General features: G+C 68.6%; 12 protein-coding genes. 10 read left to right on the top strand and 2 right to left on the bottom strand.

Annotated elements, in window-relative coordinates:
- Nucleotide 1: 1 nt before the first annotated feature.
- The 8 genes from hutU (at nt 2) to QXZ94_RS32265 (ending at nt 9419) form a co-directional block, all read left to right on the top strand.
- The gene (gene hutU, locus QXZ94_RS32230; protein ID WP_315725247.1) at nt 2–1672 is read left to right on the top strand and encodes a urocanate hydratase; all 1671 of its coding nucleotides are present in this window, start codon (nt 2–4) and stop codon (nt 1670–1672) included.
- An 82-nt stretch (nt 1673–1754) separates the two neighbouring features.
- Complete coding sequence (bchI, locus tag QXZ94_RS32235; protein WP_315725250.1) at nt 1755–2801, top strand: magnesium chelatase ATPase subunit I; 1047 nt, start codon at nt 1755–1757, stop codon at nt 2799–2801.
- Nucleotides 2798–4537, top strand: a complete 1740-nt coding sequence (locus QXZ94_RS32240) for a magnesium chelatase subunit D (protein ID WP_315725252.1) — start codon at nt 2798–2800, stop codon at nt 4535–4537. Before bchI ends, QXZ94_RS32240 begins: the two co-directional genes overlap by 4 nt.
- A 140-nt stretch (nt 4538–4677) precedes the next feature.
- Nucleotides 4678–5643 (top strand): alpha/beta hydrolase, encoded by a 966-nt coding sequence (locus QXZ94_RS32245; protein WP_315725254.1) that lies wholly within the window; start codon nt 4678–4680, stop codon nt 5641–5643.
- 48 nt (nt 5644–5691) lie between these two features.
- Complete coding sequence (gene bchO, locus QXZ94_RS32250; RefSeq protein WP_315726666.1) at nt 5692–6597, top strand: alpha/beta fold hydrolase BchO; 906 nt, start codon at nt 5692–5694, stop codon at nt 6595–6597.
- 51 nt (nt 6598–6648) lie between these two features.
- Nucleotides 6649–8187, top strand: a complete 1539-nt coding sequence (locus QXZ94_RS32255) for a phytoene desaturase (RefSeq protein WP_315725257.1) — start codon at nt 6649–6651, stop codon at nt 8185–8187.
- A complete protein-coding gene (locus QXZ94_RS32260) occupies nt 8184–9224 on the top strand; it encodes a phytoene/squalene synthase family protein (RefSeq protein ID WP_315725259.1) in 1041 nt (346 codons plus the stop codon). Before QXZ94_RS32255 ends, QXZ94_RS32260 begins: the two co-directional genes overlap by 4 nt.
- 51 nt (nt 9225–9275) lie before the next feature.
- Nucleotides 9276–9419, top strand: a complete 144-nt coding sequence (locus QXZ94_RS32265; RefSeq protein WP_315725261.1) for a hypothetical protein — start codon at nt 9276–9278, stop codon at nt 9417–9419.
- A gap of 421 nt (nt 9420–9840) precedes the next feature.
- On the opposite strand, the gene QXZ94_RS32270 is transcribed toward QXZ94_RS32265, so the two are convergent.
- Entirely contained in the window at nt 9841–10545 is a 705-nt protein-coding gene (locus QXZ94_RS32270) for a hydratase (protein ID WP_315725264.1), read from the bottom strand.
- A gap of 155 nt (nt 10546–10700) precedes the next feature.
- On the bottom strand, nt 10701–12305 hold the full coding sequence (gene crtD / locus QXZ94_RS32275; RefSeq protein WP_315726667.1) for a 1-hydroxycarotenoid 3,4-desaturase CrtD: 1605 nt from the start codon (nt 12303–12305) through the stop codon (nt 10701–10703).
- A gap of 43 nt (nt 12306–12348) precedes the next feature.
- On the opposite strand from crtD, the gene QXZ94_RS32280 reads away from it, so the two are divergent.
- Both QXZ94_RS32280 and QXZ94_RS32285 read left to right on the top strand, forming a co-directional pair.
- Nucleotides 12349–13218, top strand: a complete 870-nt coding sequence (locus QXZ94_RS32280; RefSeq protein ID WP_315725266.1) for a polyprenyl synthetase family protein — start codon at nt 12349–12351, stop codon at nt 13216–13218.
- Nucleotides 13219–13784: 566 nt separating this feature from the next.
- A complete protein-coding gene (locus tag QXZ94_RS32285) occupies nt 13785–14930 on the top strand; it encodes a methyltransferase (RefSeq protein ID WP_315725268.1) in 1146 nt (381 codons plus the stop codon).
- Nucleotides 14931–15005: the final 75 nt, after the last annotated feature.

The following is a 15005-nucleotide window of genomic DNA, read 5'->3' on the forward strand; positions in this document are numbered from 1 at the left end:
CATGAACCGACGTCTCGACAATGAACGGGTGATCCGCGCCCCCCATGGCAGCGACATCAGCGCCAAGAGCTGGCTCACGGAAGCGCCCTTGCGGATGCTGATGAACAATCTCGATCCCGATGTCGCGGAGAAGCCGAGCGAGCTGATCGTCTATGGCGGCATCGGCCGCGCGGCGCGCGACTGGGACAGTTTTGACCGCATCGTCGCGTCGTTGCGCAAACTCGAGGCGGATCAGACGCTGGTCGTGCAGTCCGGCAAGCCGGTCGGTATCTTCCGGACGCATCCCGACGCGCCGCGGGTGTTGATCGCCAACTCCAATATCGTGCCGCATTGGGCGACGCTCGATCACTTCAATGCGCTCGATAAAATGGGCCTGATGATGTACGGCCAGATGACGGCCGGCTCCTGGATCTACATCGGCAGCCAGGGCATCGTGCAGGGCACCTACGAGACTTTTGTGGAGGTCGGTCGCCGCCATTACAATGGCGATCTCGCCGGCAAATGGATTCTCACCGCAGGCCTCGGTGGCATGGGCGGCGCGCAGCCGCTGGCCGCGACCATGGCCGGCGCCTCGATGCTCGCCGTCGAATGCCAGCCGAGCCGCATCGAGATGCGGCTGCGCACCGGCTATCTTGATCGGCAGGCCGCCACGCTGGATGAAGCGCTGGCGTTGATGGAGGAGGCGGCCAAGAGCAAGACGGCGGTGTCGGTCGGCCTGCTCGGCAATGCTGCCGAAATCTTTCCGGAACTGGTGCGACGCGGCGTCCGTCCCGACATCGTCACCGACCAGACCAGCGCGCATGATCCGATCAACGGCTATCTGCCGAAAGGCTGGACGCTCGCCGAATGGGAAGCCAAGCGCGCGTCCGATCCGAAGGCCGTGGAGCAGGCCTCGAAGACCTCTATGGTCGGCCACGTCCAGGCGATGCTGGATTTCCACGCCATGGGTATCCCGACGCTCGACTACGGCAACAACATCCGCCAGATGGCCAAGGACATGGGCCTCGCCAACGCGTTCGATTTCCCCGGCTTCGTGCCCGCCTATATCCGTCCGCTGTTCTGCCGCGGCATCGGTCCGTTCCGCTGGGCGGCGTTGTCCGGCGATCCCGAGGACATCTACAAGACCGATGCCAAGGTGAAGGAGCTGCTGCCGGACAACAAGCATCTCCACAACTGGCTCGACATGGCCCGGCAGCGCATCAAGTTCCAGGGCCTGCCGGCACGGATCTGCTGGGTCGGTCTCGGCGACCGCCATCGCCTTGGTCTCGCCTTCAACGAGATGGTGGCGCGCGGCGAGTTGAAGGCGCCGATCGTGATCGGCCGCGACCATCTCGATTCCGGCTCGGTGGCGAGTCCGAACCGCGAGACCGAGGCGATGAAGGACGGCTCCGATGCGGTTTCGGACTGGCCGCTGCTCAATGCGCTGCTGAATTGCGCGAGTGGCGCGACCTGGGTGTCGCTGCATCATGGCGGCGGCGTCGGCATCGGCTATTCGCAGCATGCGGGCATGGTGATCGTCGCCGACGGCACCGCGGATGCGGCGCGGCGGCTGGAGCGCGTGCTGTGGAATGATCCGGCGACCGGCGTGATGCGCCACGCCGACGCCGGCTACGATGAGGCCATCGCCTGCGCCGAGGCCAACGGGCTGGATCTGCCGAGCCTCGCGCGTTAACCGCTGATGGGTTGAAGAGCGGCCCCTGATTGTGGTCTCATGCCGCCAACGCGGCCGAGACGCCGCGATGCAGGGGACGCTCATGGGAATAGCCTTTCCGTTCTCGGCCATTGTCGGCCAGGACGAGATGAAGCTGGCGCTGATGATCGCCGCCGTCGATCCAAAGGTCGGCGGCGTGCTGGCCTTCGGTGATCGCGGCGCCGGCAAATCCACCGCGGTGCGCGCGCTCGCCGCGCTGCTGCCGCCGATGAGCGCGGTGGTCGGCTGTCCCTATCAATGCGATCCCGCCGATGCCGCCGCGCAATGCGCCGACTGCCGCGCGCGCTCCAAGCCGGGCGGCAAGGGCAAGAAGCCGGCCGCGTTGAAGGCGCATGAGGTGCCGGTGCCGGTGATCGACCTTCCGCTTGGCGCCACCGAGGATCGCGTCGTCGGCGCGCTCGATCTCGAGCGCGCGCTGGCCCATGGCGAGAAGTCGTTCGAGCCCGGGCTGCTCGCGCGCGCCAACAGAGGCTTTCTCTACATCGACGAGGTCAACCTGCTGGAGGATCACCTCGTCGATCTCCTGCTCGACGTCGCGGCGTCCGGCGAGAACGTCGTCGAGCGCGACGGTCTCAGCATCCGCCATCCCGCGCGCGTGGTGCTGGTCGGCACCGGCAATCCGGAGGAGGGCGAGCTGCGGCCGCAGCTCCTGGATCGGTTCGGGCTCTCGGTCGAGGTCAAGACTCCCAGCGATCTGCCGACGCGCATCGAGGTCATCAAGCGCCGCGATGCGTTCGAGACGGATCCTGTTGCTTTCGTCGCGCAGTGGGAAAAAGAGGAGGCGAAGCAGCGCAAGCGCATCCTGGCGGGCCGCGCGCACATCGGCTCAGTGAAAGTCTCCGATCGCGAGCTGGAGCAGGCGGCGCGTCTGTGCATGTCGCTCGGCACCGACGGCCTGCGCGGCGAGCTCACCTTGATGCGCGCGGCACGCGCGGCAGCGGCGCTCGACGGCGCCAAGGCGGTCGATGACGGCCATCTCAAGACGGTCGCGCCGATGGCGCTGCGGCACAGACTCCGGCGCAATCCGCTCGACGATTCCGGCTCGTCGGTGCGGGTCGAGCGCGCGCTCAACGAGCTGTTCGCATCGTGAGCGACGGCGCCGCGATCTGGGCCGATGCGATGATCGCGGCCGCGCTGGCTGCGATCGATCCGGGGGCTGCGTCTGTGCTGTTGCGTGCAGGCGCCGGCCCGGTGCGCGAGCAATGGCTCGATCTGTTGCGCGAACTGATGCCGAGCACGACGGCCGTTCGCAAGCTGCCGCCGTCGATCTCCGATGATCGCCTGCTCGGTGGCCTCGATCTGGCCGCGACCCTGCAGGCGGGACGCCCCGTGATGCAGCGCGGGCTGCTTGCCGAGGCCGATGGCGGCATATTGATCGCGGTGATGGCCGAGCGCATCGCGCCGTCGACGATTGCTCATCTCACCGCCGCGCTCGACACCGGCTCGATCAGTATCGAGCGGGACGGCCTCTCGTTGCGCGCGCCGGCGCGGTTCGGCCTGATCGCGCTCGACGAGGGCATCGATGACGAACGCGTGTCGCCGGCGCTCGCCGATCGTCTTGCCTGTCATCTCGACTTCGGCGCGGTCGCGCGCGCCGATCTCGGCGAGAGCCTGTTCAAATCGACGGACATCGCGGCCGCGCGCGAATTGCTGCCGCAGGTTCGTCTGTCCGACGACGCGATCGCTGCGCTGACGACGACGGCCGTCGTGCTCGGCATCGACTCGTTACGGGCGCCGCTGCTGGCGTGTCGCGTGGCGCGCATCGCGGCGGCCCTTGATGGCGGGAGTGATGTCGCCGAGTCCCACATCGCCTGCGCTGCGCGGCTGGTGCTGGCGCCGCGCGCCACGCGGCTGCCGGCGACGGAGGATGACGCTGACAGCAACGACGCGCCGGAGCCGCGGGACGATCAGCCTGAGAGTGAGGAGGATCACAGCAACGACGGCCCGCTCGAAGACCGTGTGCTCGAGGCGGCACAGGCCGCTATTCCTGCCGATCTGTTGAAGCGCTTGCAGGACGAGCGCGCGGCGCGGACGCGGGCGAGCAGCGCAGGCCGGCAGGGCACCGCGCAGAAGGCGCCGCAGCGGGGCCGCCCGATCGGCGCGCGCCGTGGCGAGTGGCGGGCGGGCGCGCGGCTCAATGTGTTGGAGACGTTGCGCGCGGCGGCGCCATGGCAGCCGCTGCGGCGGCGGACACGACCCGCCGGCAAGAGCAGCCGGCTGATCGTGCACAAGGACGACATTCGCATCACCCGCTTCAAGCAGCGCTCGGGCACCACCACGATCTTCGTCGTCGATGCCTCCGGCTCCTCGGCGCTGCAGCGGCTCGCCGAGGTGAAGGGCGCCGTCGAGCTGCTGCTCGCAGAGTGCTATGTCCGTCGCGATGAGGTGGCGCTGATCGCGTTCCGCGGCAGGAGCGCGGAGCTGCTGCTGCCGCCGACGCGCTCGTTGACCCGCGCCAAGCGCAGCCTTGCGGGCTTGCCCGGCGGCGGCGGCACGCCGCTGTCGGCCGCGATCTTCGCCGCGACCGAGCTTGCGCTCGCGGTGAAAGCCAAGGGGCAGGCGCCGACGATCGTGCTGATGACCGACGGCCGCGCCAATGTTGCGCGCAACGGCGGCGGCCGCAGCGAGGCCGAGGCGGAGGCGCTGGTGGCAGCGAAGCAGCTCGCGCTCACCGGCATTCCCGTCGTGCTGGTCGATTCCTCGCCACGGCCCCAGGACAAGGCTTCGCAGCTCGCAGGCGCCATGCAGGCCCGCTACGTCGCACTGCCTCACGCCGATGCGACACGGTTGTCGCGGGCCGTGATGGCTGAAGCGGGCCGCGGCTAGCGAGGGGGGGAACCCCTGGCGTCAAGCGGCGTTCCCAACGGCGACTGACAAGAGCGCCGGTCATCGCTATGCTCGATCCCCGTCGGATGCCAGCAGACGGCCGCGCCTTTCGACATCCAATCGTCACACAGGAGCACGCCATGCAGGTGGCCTCGACCACACAGAGTGATCACGCGGCCGTCGCGCGCGCCGTGACGATGCCGCCGCCCCTGGCGGCGCCACGCTTCGAGCTCGCCGATGCCCGCACCGGCCGCATCACCTGCTATGCCGATGGTCCCGCAGGCTCCACCGAGCGCCCGCTGCTGCTGATCCACAGCGTCAACGCCGCGGCGGCCGCCTACGAGATGAAGCCGCTGTTCGAGCATTATCGCAACGTCCGTCCGGTCTATGCGCTCGATCTGCCCGGCTTCGGCCTGTCGGACCGCACCGACCGCATCTACACGCCGCGCATCATGACCGATGCGGTCCTGCTCGCTGCCGACGAGGTTCGTCGCCGTCATGGCGATGTCGCAATCGATGCGATCGCGCTGTCGCTCGGCTGCGAGTTCGCGGCGCGTGCCGGCACCGAGGCGCCGAACCTGTTTCGCACCTTGGCGCTGCTCAGCCCGACCGGCTTCGACCGCCGCGCCGAGGCCGCAGCAAAGACGACCGGCAACAGGGACTCGACGCGCGCCATGCCGTGGGTGCGCAACATCCTCAACGTGCCCCTGTGGAAGCACGGCTTCTTCACCCTGCTGACCTCGCGCGCCAGCATCCGCTTCTTCCTGCAGAAGACCTTTGGCCGCAAGGACATCGACGAGGGTCTGCTGGAGTATGACTATATCACCACGCATCAGCCGGGCGCCGAGAACGCACCGTATTCCTTCGTCTCCGGCTACCTGTTCAGCACCAATGCCCTGAAGCTCTACCAGGCGCTGGCGATGCCGGTCTGGATGGTGCACGGCGTCCGTGGCGATTTCGTCGATTACCAGGGCAAGCACGCCGTCGAAGGGCTGCCGAACTGGCGGATCGATGTCATGCAGACCGGGGCGATGCCGCATTTCGAGCAGCTTGATAAAGTCATCGCAGGCTACGATGATTTCCTGGCGCGCGCCGCCGGCGCGTGAGCCGCTCCGGCGCGGGCTGAGGCGCCGCCTGCAATGGTCGTCGTCGGCATGAGCGACAAGCCGAGCTGGAGCATCGACGGGCGCACCTGGCCCAATCGCGAGGCGAGCCGTTTCGTCGACGCCGGCGGGATCCGCTGGCACGTCCAGGTCATGGGCGAGGGGCCGGTCGCGCTACTGGCCCATGGCACGGGAGCAGCAACCCATTCCTGGCGCGATCTCGCGCCGCTGCTCGCCAGGCATGTCACGGTCGTGGCGCCGGATCTCTCCGGCCACGGCTTCACCTCCACGCCGAATTGGCAGCGGCTGTCGCTCCCGGGCATGTCGCGTGATCTCGCCACGCTGTGCGAGCAGCTCGCGATCACGCCCGCGATCGCCATCGGCCATTCCGCGGGCGCGGCGATCCTCACGCGGATGACGCTCGACGGCTTGATCGCGCCGAAACTGATCGTCAGCCTCAATGGCGCCTATCTGCCGTTCGGCGGCGTTGCAGCGCAGTTCCTGTCGCCGCTCGCCAAGATGATGGCGCTGAATCCGCTGGTGCCACGGCTGTTCGCCTGGCGCGGCCGCGATCCGGCAGCGGTGCATCGGCTGCTCAAGGCGACGGGATCGACGCTCGATGCCAATGGCGAGCGGCTGTATCGCCGCCTCGTCGGCAGTCCCGGTCATGTCGGTGCCGCGCTGGAGATGATGGCAAATTGGGACCTCAACCCTCTGGTGCGCGACCTGCCGCGACTGAGCACCGCGCTGCTGCTCATCGCCGCGACCCACGACCACGCCATCACCCCCGACGTCGCCCGGCGCGTGCGCCAATTGGTGCCGCAGGCACAGCTCGAACTGCTTGATGGGCTTGGCCATTTGGCTCACGAGGAGCAGCCGGCGCGGATCGCGGAGCTGATCGTCGCGGCCGCCGAGCGGCTCGGCGTCCTTGCAGTGCAGCAGGAAATGTCAAACTAGGTTGACATTTTTGACTGGCGAAAGCGTCAATTTCAATTTACGCTTTTCGCCATGCTCGACGTCTCCACCATCAAGGCCGCTATTCCGGCTGCGCTCGGAGACCGGCCGCATGCGGTCGTGATCGGCTCCGGCTTCGGCGGCCTCGCCGCGGCGGTCCGGCTCGGCGCGCGCGGCTATCGCGTCACCGTGTTCGAGCAGCTCGATGCGCCCGGCGGCCGCGCCTATGTGCATCGCCAGGACGGCTTCACCTTCGACGCCGGCCCGACCATCGTCACGGCACCGTTCCTGTTCGAGGAGCTGTGGCAGCTGTGCGGGCGGAAGATGTCCGACGACGTCACGCTCAAGCCGATCTCGCCGTTCTATCGGATCCGGTTCGACGACGGCACCGCGTTCGACTGCTCGGCGGATCCGGTGGCGATGCGCGCCGAAGTCGCGCGAATTTCACCCGGCGATGTCGACGGCTACGAGCGCTTCATGAAGGCGAGCGAGGCGATCTTCAGAAAGGGCTTCGAGGAGCTCGGCGATGTGCCGTTCCTGTCGCTGCTCGACATGGCGAAGATCGCGCCGGCGATGATCAAGCTGCAGAGCTTTCGCTCGGTCTATGGTCTCGTCTCGCAGCATGTGCGCGACGAGCGGCTGCGCGTCGTCCTGAGCTTCCATCCGCTGCTGATCGGCGGCAATCCGTTCACGACCACGTCGATCTATTGCCTGATCGCCTATCTCGAGCGCCGCTGGGGCGTGCATTTTGCGATGGGCGGCACCGGCGCACTGGTCACCGGTCTCGTCAGCTTGATCGAAGGGCAGGGCGGCCAGGTGCGCTGCTCGGCGCCCGTCGCCGAGATCACCACGAAGAATGGCGTTGCCACCGGCGTGCGTCTGGCCTCCGGCGAGACCGTCGCCGCCGACGTCGTCGTGTCCAATGGCTGCGCCGCCTGGACCTACAAGCACCTGCTGCCATCCGTGCCGCGCCGGCGCTGGACAGATGCCCGCATCGATCGCGCGCGCTACTCGATGAGCCTGTTCGTCTGGTACTTCGGCACGAAGCGCCGCTACGACGACGTCGAGCATCACACCATCCTGCTCGGCCCGCGCTATCGCGGGCTGCTCGACGACATCTTCCGCCGCAAGGTGCTGGCGGATGATTTCAGCCTGTACCTGCACCGGCCGACCGCGACCGATCCGTCGCTGGCGCCCGAGGGTTGCGATGCGTTCTACGTGCTGTCGCCGGTGCCGCATCAGCAGAGCGGCATCGACTGGGCAGCCACCGCCGAGCCGTTCCGCAGGCGGATCGAGCGGGCGCTGAGCGAATCGCTGTTGCCGGATCTCGCGAGGCAGATCGCCACGTCGCGGCTGCTGACGCCGGACGATTTCGAGCATCGCCTGTCCTCCTATCGCGGCGCGGCGTTCGGGCTTGAGCCGGTGCTGATGCAGAGCGCTTGGTTCAGGCCGCACAACAAGAGCGAAGAGGTCGACCGGCTGTATCTGGTCGGGGCCGGAACGCATCCCGGAGCCGGACTGCCGGGCGTGTTGTCGTCAGCGCGCGTGCTCGATGAGCTCGTGCCCGCGCCGCATGAGCTGGAGCGCCGATGAGCCGGGACGAGGACATCGCGATCTGTCGTCGGCTGTTGCGGGGCGGATCGAAGACGTTCTTCGCCGCCTCGAAGGTTCTGCCGCGGGCGGTCGGCGATCCCGCCATTGCGCTCTATGCGTTCTGCCGCGAGGCAGATGACGCGATCGATGGTCCCGGTCGCCGCGTCGACGCCATCGAGGTGCTGCATGAGCGGCTCGACCGGATCTACGCCGATCGGCCCGAGGATCGTCCCGTCGATCGCGCCCTCGCCGGCGTGGTCGCGCAGTTCGCGATTCCACGCGCGCTGCCGGAGGCGCTGCTCGAAGGCCTTGCCTGGGACGCCCAGGGCCGCCGCTACGAGACGCTGAGCGACGTGCTCGCCTATGCCGTGCGCGTCGCCGGCACCGTCGGCGTGATGATGTCGCTGTTGATGCACCGGCGCGCTCCGGAGACCATCGGGCGCGCCTGCGATCTCGGCATCGCCATGCAGCTCACCAACATTGCCCGCGACGTCGGCGAGGACGCGCGTGCCGGCCGGCTCTATCTGCCGCGGCAATGGCTGCGCGAGGCGGGACTCGACGTCGACACCTGGCTGGTCGCGCCCTATTTCGACGACCGCGTCGGCCGCGTCACCGCGCGGCTGCTCGCAATGGCCGACGTGTTCTACGCACGCGCCGCGGCCGGCATCGCCGATCTGCCCCTGACCTGCCGTCCGGGCATCAACGCTGCGCGGCTGATCTATGCCGAAATCGGGCGCGAGGTCGCGCGGGCAGAGTTCGATTCGCTGTCGCAGCGCGCCTTCGTCTCGATGCCGCGCAAGCTGCAGCTGCTCGGCAAGGCCGCGGTGGTGTCGCTCGCTCCGGTGCAGCCATCGTTGGCGCCGCTGCGGCCCGAGGCGCGCATCCTGATCGAAGCCGTGATCGCTGCGGATGCACAGCGCCCGCATGCGATCGCTCGGCCGCGCCGTACGCTGCAGGACCGCGCGCTGTGGGTGATCGATCTGTTCGAGCGGCTGGAGCGACGCGACCAGCTGTCGCGCTCGGGACGGGCGTCGTAGCGAAGCGCGATGAGCGAGACGTCACGAGTGAGACGTGATGAGTGAGACGCCATGAGCGAGATGGGCGGCCTGCTCGAATTCGTCGTCGTTGCGATGTGCGTGCTCGGCTGGCTCGTGCTCGAATGGCAAGGCCGCCGCCTCGACCGCCGGCGCGCCGAGCGTGAGGCCCGGGAGCGCGCGGAGGAGGAGCGGTAGCAGTAGGGCGGCCAAAGGCGCGCCTACGTCGTCGCGACGAGCAAAGATGACCGTGCTCGCCGTGCCCACCGCCCCGCGTGCGGGATGCGGATGGTGGGCCCGCGGCGTCCCGCCGCGTTCGCGCCTTTGCCCACCCTACGGCAGCGCGTTCGGAATTGTCGATTGGATCGCAAACGCATCGACAAACACCGCTGTCGTCCCGGCCTTGAGGCGGGACCCATACCCCCAGGGAGCGGTTTGAGGTAGACAGGCGATTGGCATTTTGCCCGTCATGTCCGCCGCGGCGTGGGTGCCGGATCGGCGCGCCGCCGCGCTCGCGCGCGTCGTGGCTTGTCCGGGACGACACCGTATGCTGTCGCGCGGCCGCTGCAAATCCGCGCGTTCGCCTGCGACTGTGGCTAACGTCGCGCCTATCGATCCCTCACCACCGCGGCATCCGGAACGGCAGCATGGCCTGCACGATCGGCATCTGGAAACGGTCGAGCGACAGGCTCTCGTGCATGACGGCGGCGTCCTCGCCACGGATGCGCGCGGCGAGGTGGCTGCGGGCATAGAAGGGAGCGTCCTCCAGTGTGCTCACGACGCGCACGGATGTATCAGCGTCGGCCCGGGCGCTGCGGTCGACGCGCCACAGCGTCTTGCGCAACGGTGATTCGACGAGTGGGGCGATCCGCTCCAGCTTGCCGTCGGGATCGACGTGCAGCGCGATCGTCTTGTCCATGCCGGCGCGCGCGACGGTGTCGTAGGAGACCACGGTGCCGGTGCGCGTCGCGGCGCGCGACCATTGCCAGCTCCGGAAGTCGCGCTCCAGCGGCGCATCGCCATGGTTGATGTCGAAATAGCCGTCGCCGCGCCAGTGCAGGTCGGGATGATCGAAGTCGACCGACACGCGGCAGCACGGCGCGATCGGCTGCCAGCGATGGCGTCCTTCGGCATCGAGCCTGAACGCGATCTCGTTCAGCGCGGTCGGCACCACCCTCACCTTGCCGCGCAGCGGCAGCGGCCAGGGCACGGTGACCTCGTCGACGTCGATCGTGAGCTCGCGACCGGTCCAGGCCAGGCTGCTCGGCCCCACGGCAAAATGCTGCTCGTCGCGGGCGATCGCGCCGCGTCCACGCTCGGTCATGGCCCAGCGGCGCGCGCGCGCGCCATACAGCGCGACGTTGAGCGCGCAATGATTTTCGGGATCGGCGGGTCCGCGCCGTCTGGCCCATGCGTAGTACGGCGAGAACACGCTGCCGACGAAGGCAATGAGCGTGATGCCGAAGCGGCCGTCGTCACTCAGCGCGTCGACATACCACCACGCATAGCCGTCCTTCGGGACGGCGCGGTCGAAGCGAGGTCCGCAATCGCCCTGTTGGCTGCCATCCGCCCCGACAGCGCCGCCATCGGCACGCCCGGTCCCGGATGCGCGCTGCCTCCGGCCACGTAAAGTCCCGGCAGCTTCGTCTGCGCGCCCGGCCGCTGGAACGAGGCCATCCAGCCGTGCGAGCTGCGGCCGTAGAGCGCGCCCCCCGCGCCCGGAAACATCCGGTTGAAATCCGTCGGCGTCGTCACGCGGGTCAGTTCCGGCGTCGTCGCGATGCTGAGGCCGCAGCGCTGCAGCAGGTCGAAGGTCTGGCGGGCACATTGGCTGATCTCCGAGGGAGCGAAGCTGTGGCGGTCGCCGGTGGCGGGCGCGTTGATCAGCACGAACAGCGGCTCGTTGGTGCCGGCATCGCGCGGCCGGTCGTCGCGGTCCTGCGCGCAGACATAGACGGTCGGCTCCTGCGGCATCGCGCGGCGGTCGATCAACTGATTGAACTCGGCGCCGTAGTCGCGCGAGAAGAACACGTTGTGGCGCACGAGCGGAAAGCCGTCGGCGCGCGCCAGGCAGCTCCAGGTCATCGCCGACAGCGAGCGCGCGGACTCCGGGATCGACGGCAGCGCACGCGCCGCTTCCGCACCGAACAGTCCCTGCGCAAGGGCCCCGACATCGGCAGTCGCAACGATGGCATCGGCTGCGATCTGCTCGCCATCGGCGAGCCGCACGCCCGTGGCGCGGCCGGCCTGGCTGACGACGGCGGCGACCTCGGCGCCATAGCGGATGGTGACGCCATGGCGCCGCGCCAGCGCGGCGAGGCACGCGGCGAGCTCATGCATGCCGCCGTCGATCAGCCAGACGCCGGCCTGCTCGACATGGGCGACCAGCATCAGTGTGGCCGGCGCATGGAACGGCGAGGAGCCGCAATAGGTGGCGTAGCGGCCGAACAGCTGCTGCAGGCGGGCGTCGCGAAAATAGCCGCCGAGTGCCTTCCACAGCGTCTGGAACGGGCGGATCGCGGTGAGATCGCGGAAGCCGGCGCTGCGCAACAGATGTGTCATGCTCGGCGTCGGCGTGCGGATGAAGGGATCGCGCAGCACCTCGAAGATGCGCCGCGCATCGCGGCAGAACGCGCGATAGCCCTCGGCCTCGCTGCGTCCGGCGAACTGACCGATCGCGTCGGCCGACCTGTCCTCGTCGGCGAACAGGTCGAGCGTGCGGCGATCGGTCCAGGCGTGGCGGGCGAGGACGTCGAGCGGGGTGAGGGTGAGGTGATCGTCGAGCGATGCGCCGATCTCGGCGAACAACTCGTCGAACACCCAGCGCATCGTAAACACGGTCGGACCGGAATCGATGCGGGCAGGGCCGATCGTGATCTGACGCATCTTGCCGCCGGGCGCCGGCGCGCGCTCGATCACCGTTACGGCGGCGCCGCGCGCGGCGAGGGTGAGCGCCGCGCTGAGGCCGGCGATGCCGGCGCCAACCACGATCACGCGGTCCTCGGCCATTTCGTGCACTCCCGTCCATCGGACCTGACGTGTGAAATGTCTAGCATGATTTACAGTATGGGTGTAAGTTGAAATTTACATGAGCGGGCCCGCAGGCCTCGCGACAAGGGAGGCTGGCATGGACGTGATGGCCCGGATCGAGAAATCCCTCGTCACAGCGGTCGCTCTGGCCGACCGTCCCGGATGCCCGCCGCGCCTCTCGGCCGCCATGCAGGCTGCGGTCTTTCCCAAGGGCGCGCGCGTTCGTCCCCGTCTTTGTCATGCAGTAGCCAGCGCTTGCGGCGACGACGAGCCGGCCGCGACCGACGCGGCGGGATCGGCGATCGAGCTGCTGCATTGCGCCTCGCTGGTGCATGACGATCTGCCGTGCTTCGACAATGCCAAGCTGCGGCGTGGCCGACCCTCCGTGCATGCCGCGTTCGGTGAGCCGCTCGCCGTCCTCGCCGGCGATGCGCTGATCGTGCTCGCGTTCCAGACGCTGGCCAAGTCCAGATGCTCGCCGCTGCGGCTGGCGCAGCTGATCGCGACCATCGGCGACGCCGTCGGTGTGCCGCATGGCATCGCAGCCGGGCAGGCCTGGGAGTGCGAGCCGCAGATCGATCTGTCGCGCTATCACCGCTCCAAGACCGGCGCGCTGTTTGCGGCTGCCACTGTCTCGGGAGCTGCTGCGGCGGGGCATGAGAATCCTGAGGCCTGGCGCACGCTCGGCGAGACCATCGGCGAGGCCTATCAGGTTGCCGACGATATCCGCGACGCGGCCAGTGATGAGGAGGAAGCGGGTAAGCCGGTCGGGCAGGATGCTGCGCTTGGCCGGCCCAACGCCGTGCTGATCTATGGCCTCACCGGAGCGGTCAGCTATCTGCACGACCTCGTCGCCGACGGCATCCGCACCATGCCGCCCTGCGCCCATGCGCACGAGCTGCGCATGCTGATGGAACAGGAAGCCAAGCGTCTGGTCCCGCGCCGTCTCGCCGCGTCGGCGGCGTGATGGTTCGGCCGCATTGAATGGCAACCCCTGCGCCGCGCGCACCGTGCCCACCCTCCCCTGGAGGGGGAGGGTCGCCGCGCCTGCGCGCAGCGGCAGGCGCGGCGGGGTGGGGTGACAGACTGTCGGCGGGTGTGGTGCGGATGGTCCGTGAAAGGCCGATGCAGCGGAACTTGATCTCGCCTCGACCCATCCGCACCTCTTTCCGAGCCCACCCCACCCCACCGCCCGCCTTGCGCGCGGTGACCCTCCCCCTCCAGGGCAGGGCAATCGCATGTGGAAATTCCGGGCTGTCGCGACGAACGATCCTGCAAGTTAGTGACTCCGTCATGCCCGGGCTTGTCCAGCCTGCGCGGCCGAAGCCGCTTCGGCGCGGCGAAGGCCCGGGCATCCACGTCGTTCTCAGCATGCCGGCCGACGTGGATGGCCGGGACAAGCCCGGCCATGACGACGTGGAGAGAGACGAGCCCAAAACGGCGATCGCCACACGCGATTGCCCTGCCCTCCAGGGGAGGGTGGGCAGTGGTGTGCGTCGATGCGCTATTGCCCGCCGACTGGAGCATTGATCCGTGTCGACCGCCATTCGCCGCGACGCGCCGCCCCCAATCAGCTTCGGTGATCGCTGGCGCGGCTGGCGCGACTATTTGCTGGCGAGTGCTTCATTTCAGCGCTGGGCGGCGGCGTTTCCATTGACGCGGCCGATTGCGCGCCAGCGGGCGGCGGAGCTGTTCGATCTGTGCGCCGGCTTCGTCTACTCGCAGACCCTTGCGGCCTGCGTGCAGCTCGATGTGTTCGAGGCCCTGCGCGCCGGGCCCTGCGAGGTTGCGGCGCTGGCATCGCATGCGGCAATGCCGCCTGATGCGATGCTCAGCCTGTGCGAAGCGGCGTCCGCGCTGCAACTGCTCGAGCGCCGCGGCGGCGCGCGCTATGGGCTCGGGCCGCTCGGCGCGGCGCTGCTCGGCAATCCCGGCATCGCCGCGATGGTCCGCCATCACGCCGCGCTGTATGCCGATCTCGGCGATCCCGTGGCGCTGCTGCGCGGCCAGGGCCGCGAGCGCCGCCTTGCACATTACTGGCCCTATGCGCTCGACAAGAGCGGCGCGACGCTGACGCGCGACAGCGTCGCGTCCTACACGGCGTTGATGGCGGCGTCGCAGCCGATGATCGCCGATATCGTGCTTGCGGCCTATCCCTTGAGCGGCCATCGCCGCCTGCTCGATGTCGGCGGCGGCGATGGCAGCTTCCTCGCGGCCGCCGCGCGGCAGGCGCCGCAGCTTGCGCTCGGGCTGTTCGATCTGCCCGAGGTCGCCGCGATAGCGCGAGAGCGACTCGCCAAGGCCGGGCTCGCCGATCGCGTCACGATTACCCCCGGAAGTTTCTACACCGATCCGCTGCCGACCGGGGCTGACGTGATCTCGCTGATTCGAGTCGTGCACGATCACGACGACGACGCGGTGACGCAACTGCTGGCAAAGGTGCGCACGGCGCTGCCCGAGAACGGCGTGCTGTTGCTCGGCGAGCCGATGCGCGACACGGCGAAAGGTGCCCACGGGGTCAGCGCCTATTTCGAGATCTATTTGCGCGCGATGGGGCAGGGCCGGCCGCGCAGCGCGCAACGGCTGCGCGAGCTGCTCAATCTGGCAGGTTTTTCACAGGTGCGAGTGCTTCGCACGCGCATCCCGTTGATCGCGGGCGTGATTGTCGCGAAAAGCTGACACTCGGACTGTAAATAAATATTGACACTCTCCGCAGTCGGACTAACCTGACACCCGTAACTAAGCGGGCGTCGC

Source organism: Bradyrhizobium sp. SZCCHNS2022, from assembly GCF_032377575.1.
GTDB classification, from domain to species: domain Bacteria; phylum Pseudomonadota; class Alphaproteobacteria; order Rhizobiales; family Xanthobacteraceae; genus Bradyrhizobium; species Bradyrhizobium aeschynomenes.